11 protein-coding genes are annotated in these 14,570 nt (G+C 59.1%); 3 read left to right on the top strand and 8 right to left on the bottom strand.

All coding sequences use genetic code 11. The annotated features are described in order from the left end of the window. Positions 1 to 25 precede the first annotated feature (25 nt). The 7 genes from FDP08_RS13140 to FDP08_RS13110 form a co-directional block, all read right to left on the bottom strand. On the bottom strand, positions 26 to 2,020 hold the full coding sequence (locus tag FDP08_RS13140) for an acetoacetate--CoA ligase (RefSeq protein ID WP_137436588.1): 1,995 nt from the start codon (positions 2,018 to 2,020) through the stop codon (positions 26 to 28). A gap of 16 nt (positions 2,021 to 2,036) precedes the next feature. Then, positions 2,037 to 2,816, bottom strand: a complete 780-nt coding sequence (locus tag FDP08_RS13135; RefSeq protein WP_137436587.1) for a 3-hydroxybutyrate dehydrogenase — start codon at positions 2,814 to 2,816, stop codon at positions 2,037 to 2,039. A gap of 13 nt (positions 2,817 to 2,829) precedes the next feature. Further along, positions 2,830 to 4,194, bottom strand: coding sequence for a TRAP transporter large permease (locus FDP08_RS13130; RefSeq protein ID WP_137436586.1), 1,365 nt, complete (start codon positions 4,192 to 4,194; stop codon positions 2,830 to 2,832). Beyond that, positions 4,194 to 4,832: a TRAP transporter small permease subunit gene (locus tag FDP08_RS13125; protein WP_137436585.1), complete on the bottom strand. Its 639-nt coding sequence runs from the start codon at positions 4,830 to 4,832 to the stop codon at positions 4,194 to 4,196. The genes FDP08_RS13130 and FDP08_RS13125 overlap by 1 nt, the downstream gene beginning before the upstream one ends. Positions 4,833 to 4,949: 117 nt before the next feature. Next, positions 4,950 to 6,005, bottom strand: coding sequence for a TRAP transporter substrate-binding protein (locus FDP08_RS13120; protein ID WP_137436584.1), 1,056 nt, complete (start codon positions 6,003 to 6,005; stop codon positions 4,950 to 4,952). 328 nt (positions 6,006 to 6,333) lie between these two features. Further along, positions 6,334 to 7,746: a sigma-54 interaction domain-containing protein gene (locus tag FDP08_RS13115; RefSeq protein WP_137436583.1), complete on the bottom strand. Its 1,413-nt coding sequence runs from the start codon at positions 7,744 to 7,746 to the stop codon at positions 6,334 to 6,336. A gap of 146 nt (positions 7,747 to 7,892) precedes the next feature. Then, positions 7,893 to 10,007, bottom strand: coding sequence for a 3-hydroxybutyrate oligomer hydrolase family protein (locus tag FDP08_RS13110; protein WP_137436582.1), 2,115 nt, complete (start codon positions 10,005 to 10,007; stop codon positions 7,893 to 7,895). Between the two features lie 357 nt (positions 10,008 to 10,364). Between FDP08_RS13110 and FDP08_RS13105 the strand changes: the two genes are divergently transcribed. Next, entirely contained in the window at positions 10,365 to 11,270 is a 906-nt protein-coding gene (locus FDP08_RS13105) for an alpha/beta hydrolase (protein WP_137436581.1), read from the top strand. A 12-nt stretch (positions 11,271 to 11,282) separates the two neighbouring features. On the opposite strand, the gene FDP08_RS13100 is transcribed toward FDP08_RS13105, so the two are convergent. Continuing rightward, positions 11,283 to 11,642 (bottom strand): DUF6164 family protein, encoded by a 360-nt coding sequence (locus tag FDP08_RS13100; protein WP_137436580.1) that lies wholly within the window; start codon positions 11,640 to 11,642, stop codon positions 11,283 to 11,285. An 83-nt stretch (positions 11,643 to 11,725) separates the two neighbouring features. Here FDP08_RS13100 and FDP08_RS13095 point away from each other — a divergent pair, with 83 nt between their 5' ends. Both FDP08_RS13095 and FDP08_RS13090 read left to right on the top strand, forming a co-directional pair. Further along, positions 11,726 to 13,135 carry a DUF2868 domain-containing protein gene (locus tag FDP08_RS13095; protein ID WP_137436579.1) on the top strand — a complete coding sequence of 470 codons (1,410 nt, stop codon included), beginning with the start codon at positions 11,726 to 11,728 and terminating at the stop codon, positions 13,133 to 13,135. Then, complete coding sequence (locus FDP08_RS13090; RefSeq protein WP_137436578.1) at positions 13,132 to 14,559, top strand: GTPase/DUF3482 domain-containing protein; 1,428 nt, start codon at positions 13,132 to 13,134, stop codon at positions 14,557 to 14,559. The genes FDP08_RS13095 and FDP08_RS13090 overlap by 4 nt, the downstream gene beginning before the upstream one ends. The last annotated feature ends 11 nt before the right edge of the window (positions 14,560 to 14,570 follow it).

Genomic DNA, 14,570 nt, shown 5'->3' with positions numbered 1-14,570 from the left:
CCGCCCGCGTCCATGATTCCGTGGTTCATGAGCCTCCCTCCAGCAAACCGGCATCCCGACACCGGTCGCGGATCTGGTCCAGCGCCTCAGGGTTGGCCAGGGCGTCCCGATTGTCTGCCTTGGCCGAGCCATTGATCAGCCGGGCAACCGCCAGCTCAACCTTCTTGCCACTGCGCGTGTAGGGAATATCCGGCACCTCGATAATGTGCTTTGGCACATGGCGGGGGCTGGCACCCTGGCGGATGCGGATTTTGAGGTTGTTCCGGAGGTCGTCGGTCAGTGCTTGCCCATCTGCCGGCACCACCAACAGCACCACTTCCACGTCACCGTCGATCTGACGACCTACCACCAGACTATCTTTGACCTCAGCGATGGTTTCCACCTGGCGGTAGATTTCGGCGGTGCCGATTCTTACACCACCCGGGTTAAGGGTGGCGTCGGAACGTCCGTAGATGATGGCACCTCCGTGTTCGGTGAATTCGATGAAATCACCATGGGCCCAGACACCCGGGAAAGTGTTGAAGTAGGCGTCTTTGTAACGCTCGTCGTCGGGGTCATCCCAGAAGCTGACGGGCATGGACGGCAGCGGCTGGCGGCACACCAGCTCGCCACGACCTGAGCTGACGGGTTTGCCATCGTCGCCGTAGGCCACGGCGTCCACGCCCAGAAAGCGGCACTGGATTTCGCCACGGCGAACCGGCAGCAGGGGTGTGGAGCCCACGAAACAGCCGCAGATGTCGGTGCCACCGGCGATGGAGCCCAGCAGTACATCCGGCGCACCGTCGCTGTAGACCCAGTCGTAATCTTCCGGCAACAGGGGTGAGCCGGTAGAGAAGACCACTCGCAGGGCGTCCAGATCCAGGCTTTTCGCCGGAGCCAGTTCGGCCTTGCGGCAGCCAGCAATGAAGCGGGCGCTGGTACCATAGTGGGTGACTTTCTCATCAGCGACGACCTGCCACAAGTAGTTCAGGTCCGGGTAGCCGGGGGAACCGTCGACGGTGATCACGGCAGCACCGGTCAGCAGGGCAGAAGCCTGCCAGTTCCACATCATCCAGCCACAGGTGGTGAAGTAGAGGAAGCGGTCCTCCGGGCCCACGTCACCGTGGAGCATCAGTTCCTTGGCGTGGTTCACCAGCAGGCCGGCATTGCCATGAACGATGCACTTGGGCTTGCCGGTGGTGCCGGAAGAATAGAGGATATACACAGGATGATCCGGCGGCAGCGGCGTAAACGAAGGCGGCTGGCCCTGTCCCTCAGCGAGGGCATCGTTCCAGTGGGTGACCTTGTCGCCGGCAATGGCAGGCTCTCCTGGCAATTGTTCGATGCTGACCACACAGCGCAGGGTGGGCAGGCCGTCTATCAGGCCGGCAAAGTCGTCCTGGCGCTTGAACACCTTGCCGCCATAACCGTAGCCATTGACCACAATCAGCGCCGCCGGCTCGATCTGTCCGAAACGGTCGAGAATCGCACCAACGCCGAAATCCGGGGAAGCGGAACTCCATATAGCCCCAAGGCTGGTGGCCGCCAGCATGCCTACCAGGGCTTCGTAGCCATTGGTGACAACACCGGCTACCCGGTCACCCTGCTGTATTCCCTTGTTGCGCAGGAAGGCTTCCAGGGCACCGGTATCGGCTTTCAACTGGGCGTAGGTGCGGCGCAGCACCGGGCGGGTTTCGCAGTAGGCCACCACGGCTTCGCGATCAGCATGCTCGCCATCCGCCAGTCGTAGCTGGTTAGCGGCAAAGTTCAGTTTCATGCCCGGGAACCATTCCGCCCCTGGCATGTCCCGCTTACCCAGCACCTTGTCGGCCGGGGTCTCACAGACCAGGCCGCAGTAGTCCCAGACCTTCTGCCAGAACGTCTCCAGGTTATCAATCGACCACTGATGCAGGGCGTGGTAATCGGCAAACGGACCGAAGCCCTGTTGCTCCAGCCAGCCCTGGAACCGGCCCATCTGGCAATTTTTCAGTGTGTCGTCCGAGGGAGACCAGACCACCGGTGATTGTTCTGTGTTACTCATCCGTCTCTCCTGTTGTTCACTGCATATGCCAGCCATGGCTGACCACGATGGACTGGCCAGTCAGGGCAGCCGAGGGGAAGGCCGCCAGATGCACCGCCAGCTCGGATACATCTTCCAGAGTGGTGAACTGCCCATCCACTGTGTTTTTCAGCATGACCTTACTGATCACTTCTTCCTCGGAAATGCCCAGCTCTTTTGCCTGTTCGGGGATCTGTTTGTCCACCAGCGGGGTGCGGACAAAGCCCGGGCAGATGATGTTGCTGCGAACACCGTACTCTGCTCCTTCTTTGGCCACCGCCCGACACAGGCCCAGCATGCCGTGCTTGGCCGCCACGTACGGCGCCTTCAGCGGGGAAGCTTCCAGGGAGTGGACCGACCCCATGTAGAGCATGGTACCGCCGCCACTGGCGTACATCTGTTTCAGTGCCGCACGGGTGACCAGGAACGCACCGTCAAGATGAACACTCATCACCTTGCTCCAGTCGGCAAAGGCCAGTTTGTGCACCGGGTCAATGTGCTGGACACCAGCGTTGGCCAAGGCAATATCAAGCCCACCCCACTTCTCCACGATGGCGGCCACACCGCGGTCGACAGCGTGCTCGTCGGTAACATCCATAGCCAGGGCCATGGCAGTGCCGCCAGCCCGTTCGATGGCATCAACGGTGTCGCCGGCGCTCTCCAGCGTTAGATCGGCGACAGCAACCCGGGCGCCTTCACGGCCATAATGTTCGGCAATGGCACGGCCGATGCCCCGCCCCGCTCCGGTGATCAAAGCTATCCGGTTTTCTAGACGCATTAGTGTTCTCTCCTTAGTCGTAAGCTATGCCGGGCAGCCAGGTCGCAATTTCGGGCACCAGGAATACGATGGCCAGGGCTATCAGCTGAATAATGATGAAGGGTATGACGCCCCTGTAGATGTCCATCACGTCGATTTCAGGCGGCGCGACACCCTTGATGTAGAACAGGGCAAATCCCACCGGCGGCGTCAGGAACGACGTCTGCAGGCACATGGCAAAGAGGATGGTAAACCACACCAGGTCAAAACCCAGGGATTGGACAACGGGTGCCACCAGCGGAAGGATAATGAGGGTGATTTCAACCCAGTCAAGGAAGAAGCCCAGCAGGAATACCGCAAACAGAATGGTCAGTACCACGCCATAGGGCCCGAACGGCAGCCCCAGCAGCGCGTCTTCGATCACCTGGTCGCCACCCAGACCTCGCAGCACCACGGAGAACGCCGTTGCACCGAGGAAAATGGCAAAAATGAAAGCCGCTGTGCGGGTGGTCTGCTGCATCGAAGCGTTCAGCACTTTCAGGTTCAGGCGGCCCGCCATCAAGGCCAGCAGCAGGGCGCCAAGGGCACCAACACCGGAAGCCTCCGTAGGCGTGGCTATACCGGCAAAAATGGAACCAAGCACACCGAGTATCAACGCGGCCGTGGGCACGACTGCCTTGGCCACCTCCCAGACAATACTCCAGGTAACCTTCTCTGTCCCTTCAGGCACCGGCGCAATATGTGGCTGAAGCAGGGGGCGGATCATTACATAGGCGATGTACATGGCGCCCAGAAGCAGCCCGGGCAGGAACGCCCCCATGAACAGATCACCCACGGATGCCTCCGGAACCGCCAGCCTGTCTGCCATCAGCACCAGCATGATGGACGGCGGAATCAGGATTCCCAGGGTACCGGTTGCACAGGCAGTGCCTACGGCAAAACCCTTGTCGTACTTGTTCTCCATCATTACCGGCAAGGAGAGCATACCCAGCAGTACCACCGACGCCCCGATGATACCAGTGGTAGCTGCCAGCAATACGCCAATGACAACCACCGTCACAGCATAGCCACCGCGGACTGCACCAAAGAGCTTTACCATGCTATTCATCAGTTTCTCGGCAACGCCGGATTGATCAAGCATGATGCCCATGAAGATGAACATGGGCAGAGCAACAAGGGTCTCGCTGTTTACGACATCCCATATTCGCTCGGGAACCAGCCCCATGGAAGACGGGTAATCGAACCAGAGGTTCGCGCCGAAGTTATCGACGGCAATTACACCAATTACAGTCCAGATTACCGCGGTGCCGCCAAGCACCCAGGCGACAGGATAGCCGGTCATCAGCAGCGCCCCGAATGTCAGGAACATGCCGATTACAAACAGGGTTTCAAGCTCCATCAGGACGCTTCCTCTTTCTTGTTACTTTCGGATTCGACCCGGATCGGCTTTGGAAAGCCGAAAAGCAGTGCGGTGACCTTCAGCAAGCGGGACAGCGCCGCCACAATAAGCAAGATAAACGACAATGCCAGAACCCCCTTCAGAACCCAGCGGTGAGGAAGTCCTGCCGGTGCCTGACTGGTTTCACCCTGCTGCCAGGAACTGAAGGCATAAGGAACCATTTCGTAGACTGCCAGCCCCAGGAAGGGCAGCAACAGAAGCAATAGACCGAAAAGCTCGATCCAGGCCTGGCCCCTGAGGGACAAGCGTTCATGGATCACGTCCACTCTTACATGACCATCAGTCACCAGCGTGTACGACAGCCCCAACAACCAGCCTGCGCCGGCCAGGTGCCACTGAACTTCTTCCAGCGTTACCGAACCAAGGCCAAAGGCATAGCGGCCAACCACGGCATAAATGATCACACCTGTGACAATCAGCCACATCCAGGAGGCGGTTTTGCCAATCCCGGAAATCACAACATCCACACCCTGACTGAGCCGGGTGGTAGGTAATTCGGTGTGATGATGAAGAAATTCCTGGGCGTCGGAAACCGATGCCCGCTTACTCTGCGGTGAGCCTTTATCTGACACCGTCATACAACGGTTCCTCGCTCAAAAAGCCGATAGTGAAAAAAGGATGGCCCCGAAGGGCCATCCAGACTTGGTTAGAAAACACCGGAACTCTGCCCGGTGCCTCTGGATCAGCCCCGGACCTTAGAGGTCGGTCGGAACATAGGCACGCTCGTCCCATATTTTATAGGTTTCCAGGAACTCGTTCTGGCTTTCATAGACGCGTTTGAAGTCAGCATCTTTGGCAGATTCCTGTTTCATTACTTTGTCAGTAACCTCTTTCAACTGCTGCAAAACCTCGCGGGGGATCTGATCAGCCTGGACGCCCTTTTCCTGGAAGCCCGCCAGAACCTTACCGTTCTTGTACTCACCTTCGGCCAGGCCAAGGGTGGTTGCAGCGGTACAGGAAGCCTCAACCAACGCTTTCTGTGCATCAGTGGTTTTGTTCCACTGGTCCTTGTTAATCAACATGTACTGGGCGGTAAACTGCTGGTGCCAGCCCGGGAACAGGTTGTACTTGACCACCTGATCAAAGCCGAGAAGCTGGTCAATAGCGGGCATGGAAAATTCAGTCGCATCAATGGTGCCTTTCTCCAGTGCCTGGTAAAGCTCACCACCAGGCATCATGGTCACGGAGGCGCCCAGTTCTTCCAGAACCTTGCCGCCCAGACCTGCAAAGCGAATCTTCAGACCCCTGTAGTCTTCCAGTGTTTCAATTGGTTGCGAATACCAGCCCGCAGTTTCTGGCCCGATAATGCCACACAGCTGAGCGTGCACGTCGAAGCCCTTGTTGGCATAGACTTCCTGCAACATCTCATGGCCGCCACCATAGTAATACCAGGCTGTGTAGGCCCAGGGCTTCATGCCAAAGGGAACAGCCGCAAACAGGGGAATCGCAGGTACCTTGCCCTGGTCGTATCCGATCCAGGTGTAACCTGCTTCAACCTTGCCATCGGAAACCGACTGCAGGATATCGAAAGGCGGAACCAGCTTGCCGGGCTCATAGACGCGAACCTGAAGGCTGCCATCGGAAGCGGTGGTGAGGTTTTCGGCAACCCAGGCACCCGGGGAACCCAGGCCGGGCAGGTTGGTCGCGAAGGCGACCGGCATTTTCCAGCGCAGGTCATCCGCGAAAGCCGATCCTGCTGTAGTAAGGGCGATCGCACCGGCGATACCGGTAAGGGCCTTGAAGAGTTTCATTGGCAAGTCTCCTAACATTGTTGTTGTATTCGGCCGGACGGGAACATTCCGACAGGCCTGATCCAAGTGTAGTCAGACATCGCAGGAAACGAGACGGACAAATAAAATATTTCGGGTCCAACGAAAGCGTCAGTCTTGTTTTCTGCGTTGTTCTGACGTCCTGCGAACAGGATATAGCAGACACTATGCCAACCATTTTTTTATTATATTTATCAGCACGTTAAAAATTTAGATAGAGAAAAAAAGACTACACATTGTCCGGATTTCAGGACAAATGTAGCCATCAGTCGTAGGGGTTTGTGCGGATGTCAGGACAGCTGTCCCGAATTCAGGACATTTTTGCCAGTTTTTCATAGAGCACTGAGCGCGAGATTCCCAGCATTTTGGCGGCGCGGGTCCGATTGCCGCGGCTTGCGACCAGGGCTTCTTCGATCGCCTGCGCCTCCGCATTGGCCAGGGTTTTGGCAAGAGGGCGCACTGGCTGTGGCACCAATGAAGAAGCCGACCGGTTACCACTGCGGGGCAAGACCTTGAAAATGGCGTCCGCATCCAGCAAACCGCCATCCTCGCCCATGGTCAGGGCCCGCTCCAGGACATTGCGAAGTTCGCGTATGTTGCCTGGCCAGTCATAACCTCCCAAGGCAGCCACACCCGCGTCGGTGATTTCGCCCCTTATCTCCAGACCATCACAGATCTCTCCCAAAAGGGCCTCACACAACACCCCCAGATCCGCCAATCGGTCCCGAAGCGGCGGTATGGGTATTTCCAGCACGTTCAGCCGGTAATACAGGTCCGAGCGGAATTCACCCTCTGCGATCATTGCCTCCAGGTTTCGGCTGGTGGCTGCAATGACACGGACATCCACTGATGCCACCTTGTTGGAACCAAGCGGCTCAATTTCACCTTCCTGCAACGCCCTCAGGAGCTTTGCCTGCAGCGGCAATGGCATATCCCCGACTTCATCCAGGAACAGCGTGCCACCGTTAGCCAACTGGAACTTACCCTCACGGGTACGGCGATCGGCACCCGTGTAAGCACCGGGCGCAACACCGAAAAACTCGGCCTCCAGGAGGTTGTCCGGAATGGCAGCAACGTTCACCCCCACAAACGGCTTTTCGGCACGTATGGAGACGGAATGAATTGCCTGAGCCAGCACTTCCTTGCCAGTGCCCGTCTCACCCAACAGCAGCACTGGCATGTCGCGGCCGGCTGCCAGCCGCGCTCGTCGTTTGACCTCCAGCGCTGCCGGGCTGGCACCAACAAAGTCGGCGAGGTTATAGCGTGTGCCACGGGTTTTTTTGGCCAGGGCCTTGCGGGCAGCCGCCAGGTCCTGATGCAGACGGCGGTACTTGGCTACCAGCGGCGTCAGTGGTTGCAGGTCGTCATAAAGAACAAACGCCACTGCCCCCATGATCCGTCCCTCGTCGTCGTAAAAAGGCAAACGGGTAACCACCAGCTGTTGCTGGTTGTGTTCCATGATATCGAGCAGCAGAGGTTTGCCGGACTCCACCACCTCCGGCATCCGGGTATGGGGAATCACCTGACGCACCAGTTTGCCTATGACCGCCTTGGGATCGCCCAGCCCCAGCAGGTGAGAGTAGCTGCTGTTGATCCAGGTAATACGGCTTTCGTGGTCAACGGCAATGGCGCCGGCGCTGGCTTCCTCGAACATGGGAAACAGGGCCTCGATCAGGTCCCTGGTGAGGCCGCTCTTGTTGTTATCTGTAAACAGCTCTGTCATGTACCCTGTACCACCGGGTTGGAAGTTATTCATGGCAATACCCATGACACCCGGCGAACCGGGTGCAGTGTCGGAAGTATATGGCGCCCCCGGTATGGGGGCAAACGAGCCGGCCCGGAATTCGGATGGGCCGGCTATGAGGCGCGTCAATCGGGGATCTGCACCTGGTCATCGCTGAACACGATGCGATCGCCGGCATCCGGATTTGCCGCGATCGGGGTCAGGTTGGCTTCGGACAGGGGTGTCGCAATATTACCTCGCGGCACTGTTCTGACCACCTGGCTGGGTGGCAGTGCCTGCTTTTCGGTAAGGTTCGCCCACACCAGGTCCAGCGCCTGGAAGTAGTAGTGATGCAGGGGTACATAGGTGTCCGCCAGTCCCGGGACCTGGATTCCGTTGAGCACATCCAGATGGTGGGCATTGAGGATTTCGTAGTACCGCAAGTTACTGTCGCTACCTTCAACCCGCTGGTTGAGGCCGAAATAGGGCCGTGACGTGTGGTTGATCGGCAGGATGGCATCGGCACGGCCAGTGACGAAGACTGCCGGCTTGCCTTGCAGGTTCCCGGAGGCGCGAACCTGTTCAATGCCATCGGCAATACGGTCTGCCATCTCCGCTGCAGTGCCAGAAAGCGCCGCTCCGGAGGTAACATCGGTTCCCACCGCAAGACTTCTCAGGCATAGCAAGGCATCCAGACCATAATCCAGCTGACTGGAACTCGGCGAGGCACTGGCTGCAAGGTTAGTGGGCTGGCCTTCGGCGTTGTCATACACCAGGTTCACCCCGGCGCTGGGTGGAATCCCGTTGCTCGCGGAGAACAGGGCCGCCTCCCGGGCACCACTGAGTGGCGTCACTGCTCCCGTGGCATCGGTAGCGGCCAGGCTGATGTCACAGAGCCTGTCTGCCACACCCGCTTCAGCGTAGGCGTTGGCATAGGTCACCGAAATACTCTGGGCCACCGCCAGTCCGAAATGGATGGGTGCCAGCAGGTTCTGCTCGGGCTGAATGCCCAGGTCCTCCTCCAGGATGCGCAGCGCGTCGGTCGCACGGTCATCGGTAGTGGCGCCCGTCACCAGTCCCTTGTTGGCAAGGGAGTTACAGATGTTCTCCGCAACCGTGAAGTTGTTGAATACGGCGTTCAGGGGCGCCACATCGCGGACTTCCGGTGCGATATTGGCACAGCCCTGATACACCGCCAGCGCTGTGGTGTAATCCAGCAGGCTGCGACTGTGTTCAGTAATTTCGGGGCCGCTGCCCTGACGAATGGTGAAACTGGTGTCCACCTGAGGATTGACGTTGGGCTCCGACACCGCCACACCGTCGATCAGCCCGCGATCGTCCAGCTCTGCAGCCCGGACGGAGGCGCCACCGCCGTTGGACACACTGGATGCAATCACCAGGGTGTTCTTCGGCCGCACCTTGATCACTTTGCGACCATTACCGGTTTCCTGTCCGAATTTCTCGTTAAGCACATAAAAGCCAAATTCGATGGACTGGAGCACATGACGGCCCCAATCCGCTTCGGGATTGACCTGTGAATGGGCATGCTTATAGGCAAAGCGGTCGGGCCAGGCAACATTAAAATCAGCACGTTCCTGGTCGCTCAGGTCAGCCCGGAACTGCACCGGCTCATCGGCCCGGGTCAGGGTGCCATCAATACGCTGGGCCGCATTGGTGGCCAGGTTGTGGGAACCGGTACCGGTACCCTTATCGGTGTAGACCACCGCACAACCTTTTTTCAGCCCCCATTCCCCGGCCGTACCAATGGCACCGTAGATACCTCTGGAACCCGACGACGGCGCCGTAATCATGCAGGCCTGGTGAGGGTTGAAACTGTCCGGCACCTGGACCATGACGGTAACGGGTACATCACTGCCCTCGACCGACATGTACGCCAGGTGCTCTTCTCCCGCAACCAGACCTTCACCCCCATTACCAACCTGGGGTCCGAAAAACTCGCCATAACCACCACCGGGGACCGTATCTACGAGAGCGCGATAGTTGTTGTAAATGGCCAGCGTTCGCAGCTCCTCCGGAGTGGGATTGAGCGGATCGTCAAATACCGGCGCCGTTCCACTGGCAAGGCCGCTGGCACCGAGCCCACCGGTCAGCAGGTCATTGGTGGTGCCATCATATTGACTAGACTGTATATCGCCCTGAATGAAATCAGGAAGTTGGTTGAAAGGCGAGTTGCCTTCTTTAAAGCCGGACACGATTAACGCGACCGCACCGATTAATATGCATTGCAGTAATGTTTTCATAATTTTCCCTGTTGTTTTTGTTAGACATCGGAGCCGGGCGCACAAGAGAGAAGCCAGGCACCACCTTTGTGGCCATGCGTATCCTGTGCCAATACACCAGGTCTTTGATAATTAAGACATTATCAAAATACTTCGAATATCCGTGGGGGGGAGTTTCCGGATAACCGGACAGTCGTAAGCCTGCAAAAAGGCGAGAGATAGGATTTGGTTGCGCTCAGTGCAACATTGGGAAGGGTGTAGTGATATCCGGACGCCGTCTTGTTTTCCGGACACCTCCCGCGTCTGACCACGGAAGGACATCCGCCAGCGCGCTTCAGCCGTATCTGTTCCTGTTATCAGACAACTGACGGAAAACTGATGATCCCTTCACACCTACTGGTCCTGTTTGCCAGTATTTTGCTGAGTGCCTGCGCGTCTCACCAGAACGCACCGAAGCAGGCAGTGCCAGTGCCGGAAACCGACTTCACCACCGAGACAGGCATCACCTTCTCGCCTGCCGGCTGGCCCCAGGCCCTGCAGGCTGACCTTTACCTGCCTGAAAGCAGCCAACTCCGGCCGACCGTACTGCTGGTTCACGGCGGCGGCTGGGAGCGGCGCTCACGGGCGGATATGGCGTGGATTGCCGAGCGCCTTGCCAGCCGGGGTTTTGCAGTGATGAACATTGACTATCGCTTTGCCCCGGAACACACCTTCCCCGCCCAGCTGTACGATTTGCAGGTCGCCATGAACTGGCTTGACCACAAGGCCGACACCTACCACCTGGACCGGGAAGCCATCAGTGCGTTCGGGTTTTCCTCCGGCGCCCACTTGGTCAGCCTGATGGCCCTCGTCGCTGAATCCCGCCATCCGTTAAACCAGCCCCACGGAGGCATGCATGCCAGACCAGCGGCCGTTGTTGCCGGTGGTCTGCCGAGCGACCTGCGGGCCTTCGGCTCCGGGAAACTGATCCGCCAGTTCCTTGGCGGCGAGCAGGAAAGCATGCCCGCCGTCTACCAGGCCGCTTCACCAATCACCCACATCACCACCGGCGCCCCGCCGTTCTTTCTGTTCCATGGCGCCCAGGACATGCTGGTTCCTGTCAGCCAGGCAAAGGAGTTCCGTGCCCGCCTGGCAGACCATGGCGTTGAGACCGAGCTTTACCTGATGTATCTGCGAGGCCATATAACCAGTTTCCTGACTGCAGGTAATGCCGTCGGTAAAGCGACGGAATTTCTGGTGCGGCACACGGTCAAGGCTCCGCCGGTCAGCCAGGGCACAAACTGAACACAGCGAAGGTCAAAGTGTCACAAACGGGGCCACGGTCAGTGCCAGAATAATCAAAATGGCAAGGCAAGCCGCAACTGTGGTGACCGGCTTCTGGCGCAGCCGATACCAGAATCCACCGGTTCGCCCTTCCGCCAGGTCCCGCCGGTATGCTTCGCGCTGATGCTGCAAACGCTCTCTCTGATAGTCTTCCAGCAGTTTCCTGGCACGCCGGGCCTCGTCGTTATCATGGACCCAGAAACCACCCATGCTGATGCCCCAGCGGCTGGGCGGAGTTTCGTAATAGGGGATATCGTGGGCTTCAAACAGCTCACGGATTTCGTCCGCTTCGTCGTCGGGAACATGACGGAGGTTCATGAGGTGGTTGGTCATGGTATGTCTGGCACCGGGTTATGGGATACCCTTATCCTAGCATTCCGGGATGGTTCTCACCGCCCAGTTCACCAGGATAATCAATGCCAGACAGCGCGATTCGACGATTATTGGAGTTTGACCACCAGGTTCAGCGAGACCGCGACCAAAGCGCGGCTTTCCTGCACCGGCGGGACCGCCGTTTTGCCCTGGAATCCCGTGAGAAGGGTCTGTCACCGGGCCCGGAACTGTGGCTTCAGCACATCCGCAGATTGCGCCCGCCACTACCCACCGACGACCCTTTGCGTCAGTGGCGGCACCTGACTACGGGTTTTGCACTTGTGGGCCTGGTCACGGGCGTTATGGCCATGCTGGGGCTGTTGTTCTACGACGGGGGCCAGAGAATCAACCTCACGGTTATCCTCGCGTTCGTATTGCTCCAATGCCTGCTGGCCGCAATCACCACTGTGCAGGCCTTCGCCGGCTGGCAGCCCTGGCGCTGGCTGTTACGAAAGTTCTCGTTGACGGGCTCCTCCAGCGCGTTGCGGCCGTTGCAACCCATGCTGATGGCCCGCGCTGCCCACGCCGGCGGACTGATGTTTGGTCTGGCCGGATTGCTCACCCTGCTGGTGCTTGTGGTGATTCAGGATCTCGCCTTTGGCTGGAGTACGACCCTCGACACCGGCTCCGACAGCTATTACAGACTGCTGGCGACCCTGGCCACGCCCTGGCAGAACCTCTGGCCGGCCGCAGTGCCCGACAGGGACCTGGTGGACGCTACCCGTTTCTTCCGCAGCAACGACAGGGGCAACGCTGATCCCGCGCTCTGGGGGCGCTGGTGGCCTTTCGTTGCCATGGTGTGGAGCACCTATGTCATTCTGCCCAGGCTGGTGCTACTGGCACTGGCGGTAGTCCATCCGGGCCTGCGGGCCCGCAGGGAACTGGCCAGCCACCCCGGCATGATCGCGCTGCAGTACCGCATGGAAACCCCGGCACTGGATACCGGCAACCGACACAATGACGCCGGTGACCAGCCGGATACCAACACCTCGGGGCAACTGCATTCGCTGCCAGCCGGGCAGGTTCTTATCCGCTGGGCAGGTGCCGGTGAACCCGAACTCCCGGACGCCCTGTCAGCCGGCTACCGCGACATTCTTGCAGCGGGGGGCAATGCTTCCCTTGAGGATGACCATCGAATTATCCGGCAGGCCGGGCAGGTTCTTGCGGCCACCCCCAACCCTGCTGTCCTGGTGGTGACCCGCAGTTGGGAGCCGCCGACCGGAGAACTGGCGGATTTCCTGGGCGAAGCCCGCAAGGCCTGGCCGGCAACGACCCTCATTGCGCTGGTGCCTCTGGCGGCGGAACCGGATCAGCCCCCACCGGAGCATCAGGTGAGCCAGTGGCTGCGGTTTGCCGACAGATGCGGAGACAGCCATATCGTTGTCAGCACTCCGGACCTGGCCTCCCAGGAGGCCCGCATTCACCGCGCACTTCAGCATGAGCACCGACAATGACCGCCCCCGTATTCGCCGTGGTTGGCCATCCCAACAAGGGAAAGTCCAGCGTTGTGGCCACCCTGTCCCAGAACGATGCCATCGCCATTGCCCTGGAACCCGGGACGACCCGCCAGCGCCAGGAATACCCCCTGACCGTGGACGGCAAAACCCTGTATACACTGGTAGATACTCCGGGTTTCCAGCGCCCCCGGCGGGTGCTGGAATGGCTGGAAGCCCATAGCATTTCCGCCTCGGATCGGGCAGAAACCGTGAAGGCGTTTATTATCCAGCACCGTGACGACGGCGGATTCACCGATGAATGTGAGTTGCTGACACCCCTGACCGAAGGTGCAGGAATCATTTACGTGGTGGACGGCTCTGTACCCTACAGCGCACAACATGAGGCTGAAATGACCATCCTGCGCTGGACCGGACGACCGAGCCTGGCGCTGATCAACAGTATTGGCGAAGACGATTACAGCGATACCTGGGCACAGGCGCTTGGCCAGTTCTTCCAGGTTGTCCGCAAGTTCGATGCGGTTAGCGCTCCATTCGAACAACATCTCAGCCTCTTGCGAGCGTTTGGCCAGCTCGAGCCCGACTGGGAGCGACCACTGGAGCAGGCTACGGACTTTCTCCTTGCCCAGCGCCGTCAACGTCGGACCGAAGCGGCCGCGAAGATTGCACGCACTCTGGAAGAGATGATGTCGTTTCGGGAGAAACGCACGCTGACCACGCTCCAGACCAGCGAAATGTCCGACGAGGAGCTGGCCCGACAATTGCGAACCAGCTGGTATCACAACCAGCGAAAACGGGAGCAACAGCTGCGAATCGCCATCGAAAAGCTTTACGAGCATCACCGTATAGAGCGCCAGGAAGCCGAACTTGAATGGCACAGTGAACACGACCTGTTCAGCGAGGACAGCCGCAAGGCCTGGGGCGTCAACCGCCGTTACCTGGCAACGGCCGGATTCGGGGCCGGTGCTGTAGGCGGCGCCGGCGTGGATGCACTGACCCTGGGCCACTCATTGGGAGCCGGTGCCCTGGTCGGTGGATTGATTGGTGCTGCGGGCAGCTATTTTTACGGCGACCGCCTGACTTTACCGGTGCTCAATACCGGGGTACTGACCAACGGGCTCAGAACCGCTGTTTTTGGTCCTGTACAGGACAGTCAGTTCGGCTATGTTGTATTAGGAAGGGCAATAAATCACTGGTGGCATATCAGCCATCGTAATCACGCCGGTCGCGAACTGCTCGACCTGGCACCGGCGGACAACCACTGGCTGGAGCATCTTGACCGGGTCAATCGTCAGGTCATTCATAGGGCCCTTGAACGCTGTCGTAAACAGGGAGCCCTGGATGACAAAACCCGGTTTGCCTTGGCCGCTGCCATTGAGCAGGCCATGAGCGCCTACGACGATTGGCTGTTGAACCGAACATAACCGGGATGTGT

The organism is Marinobacter panjinensis (assembly GCF_005298175.1).
Classification (GTDB): domain Bacteria; phylum Pseudomonadota; class Gammaproteobacteria; order Pseudomonadales; family Oleiphilaceae; genus Marinobacter; species Marinobacter panjinensis.
This window is presented reverse-complemented; position numbering and strand designations above follow the sequence as displayed.

Coding starts and splice junctions, on each gene's coding strand:
- FDP08_RS13130 (WP_137436586.1), bottom strand. CDS start 4,194: ATGGAGCTTGAAACCCTGTTTGTAATCGGCATGTTCCTGACATTCGGG.
- FDP08_RS13095 (WP_137436579.1), top strand. CDS start 11,726: ATGCCAGACAGCGCGATTCGACGATTATTGGAGTTTGACCACCAGGTT.
- FDP08_RS13140 (WP_137436588.1), bottom strand. CDS start 2,020: ATGAGTAACACAGAACAATCACCGGTGGTCTGGTCTCCCTCGGACGAC.
- FDP08_RS13120 (WP_137436584.1), bottom strand. CDS start 6,005: ATGAAACTCTTCAAGGCCCTTACCGGTATCGCCGGTGCGATCGCCCTT.
- FDP08_RS13090 (WP_137436578.1), top strand. CDS start 13,132: ATGACCGCCCCCGTATTCGCCGTGGTTGGCCATCCCAACAAGGGAAAG.
- FDP08_RS13110 (WP_137436582.1), bottom strand. CDS start 10,007: ATGAAAACATTACTGCAATGCATATTAATCGGTGCGGTCGCGTTAATC.
- FDP08_RS13125 (WP_137436585.1), bottom strand. CDS start 4,832: ATGACGGTGTCAGATAAAGGCTCACCGCAGAGTAAGCGGGCATCGGTT.
- FDP08_RS13135 (WP_137436587.1), bottom strand. CDS start 2,816: ATGCGTCTAGAAAACCGGATAGCTTTGATCACCGGAGCGGGGCGGGGC.
- FDP08_RS13100 (WP_137436580.1), bottom strand. CDS start 11,642: ATGACCAACCACCTCATGAACCTCCGTCATGTTCCCGACGACGAAGCG.
- FDP08_RS13115 (WP_137436583.1), bottom strand. CDS start 7,746: ATGACAGAGCTGTTTACAGATAACAACAAGAGCGGCCTCACCAGGGAC.
- FDP08_RS13105 (WP_137436581.1), top strand. CDS start 10,365: ATGATCCCTTCACACCTACTGGTCCTGTTTGCCAGTATTTTGCTGAGT.